The organism is Roseovarius halophilus (ex Wu et al. 2025) (genome assembly GCF_047086965.1).
Window position 1 is genome coordinate 1 of sequence record NZ_JBKOTX010000458.1, and the last position, 1,462, is coordinate 1,462.

Genomic DNA, 1,462 nt, shown 5'->3' on the forward strand with positions numbered 1-1,462 from the left:
CGCGCCATGGCCGCGCTGCGGGCGGGCCAGGCCCTGCACGACCGCACCCGCGCGGTGCACGGGGCCGGGTTCTATCGGCCCGGCGAGGGGATCGTGGCAGTGCGCGAGGACGTGGGCCGGCACAATGCGCTGGACAAGCTGATCGGTGCCATGGGCGATTGCAGCGCGGGGATGGTGGTGCTGACCAGCCGGGTCTCGGTCGAGATGGTCCAGAAGGCCGCGATGGCCGGGGCCAGCGTGATCGCCGCCGTCTCGGCACCGACCACGCTGGCGGTGCGCACCGCCGAGGCCGCGGGGCTGACCCTGATCGCGCTGGCGCGGGACGAGACATTCGAGATATTCACCCATGCCGAGCGGGTGACAGAGGAGGATGACGATGTCGCCTGAGAAGATGGTCCGGATGGCGAACCAGATCGCCACGTTCTTCGAAAGCCAGCCCGAGGCGGACAAGGCAGGGCGCGTGGCCGCGCACCTTGGCGATTTCTGGGAGCCGCGGATGCTGGAGCAGCTGCGCGCGCATCTCGAGGCCGGCGGCGAGGGGCTGACCCCGCTGGCCCGGGCGGGCGCCGAACGCGTGCTGGCCGAGAAGGAAAAGGCCTGAGGGGCGCTGCCCCTCTTGGCCTGCGGCCAATTCACCCCGGGATATTTCCGGGTCCGAAGAAACGCGGCCTGGGTGCCGGTATCGCGCCCGGGCCGGGCGGGTGCTGGCGCTAGTGAAAGTCGCGACTCTTGGGGATGATCTGCGCGTTTCGCGGATGGGACGCGCCGGGCCCGGGCAGGGGGCGCGTGACCTCGTCAGCGCGCGACAGCTGCGGCGTCAGCCCGTCGGGCGCGAGCCGCTGAAGCGCATCCGTTCGATCTTCCAGATGCTGGGCCACCACGTGGATGATGTCCACGTCGCGCTGGACATACCCGTGCACCACCAGCAGCCGCGCCTGCATCACCACCTTGCGATACCGCGCCAGCACCTTGGGCCAGACCACCAGGTTGGCTACGCCGGTCTCGTCCTCCAGCGTGATGAAGCAGACCCCCTTGGCCGAACCGGGCCGCTGCCGGATCAGCACCAGCCCGGCCAGCCGGACGGTCTGCCCGTTGTGACTGCCCGACAGATCGGTGCAGGCCGCGTAGCCCTGCCGGGCCAGTGACGGGCGCAGAAAGGACAGCGGGTGCGCCTTGAGCGACAGGCGCAGGGTCTGGTAATCGGCGACGACTTGTTCCGTGATGGGCATGTCGGGCAGGGGCACGGGCGGCTCGGCGCCCTCGTCCGCCGTGCCGGCGAACAGCGGCAGATCGGGGGCGTCCTTCAGCGCCTTGGCCTCCCACAGGGCCTGGCGGCGATCCAGAAACAGCGAACGCAGCGCATCCGCCTCGGCCAGCTTGCGGATATCGGCGCCGCGCAGCCCGGCGCGGGTCTGCAAGGCCCCGAGGTCGGCGTAAGGCGCGTCGCGCGCGGCCAGCAGCC

At 71.1% G+C, this 1,462-nt stretch carries 3 protein-coding genes; 2 read left to right on the forward strand and 1 reads right to left on the reverse strand.

Annotated features, from left to right (window positions below; all coding sequences use genetic code 11):
• The coding region (locus ACH107_RS32780) for a formate dehydrogenase accessory sulfurtransferase FdhD (RefSeq protein WP_412509773.1) at positions 1 to 387 on the forward strand (387 nt) is incomplete at its 5' end.
• Entirely contained in the window at positions 377 to 601 is a 225-nt protein-coding gene (locus tag ACH107_RS32785; RefSeq protein ID WP_310690939.1) for a formate dehydrogenase subunit delta, read from the forward strand. The genes ACH107_RS32780 and ACH107_RS32785, both read left to right, overlap by 11 nt.
• A 109-nt stretch (positions 602 to 710) precedes the next feature.
• Here the strand turns inward: ACH107_RS32785 and ACH107_RS32790 are convergent.
• A partial coding sequence (locus ACH107_RS32790; protein WP_412509774.1) for an OB-fold nucleic acid binding domain-containing protein occupies positions 711 to 1,462 on the reverse strand: 752 nt, incomplete at its 5' end.

Bases quoted from the DNA above. Each gene is read 5' to 3' on its own strand.
- ACH107_RS32785 (WP_310690939.1), top strand. From the start codon at position 377: ATGTCGCCTGAGAAGATGGTCCGGATGGCGAACCAGATCGCCACGTTC.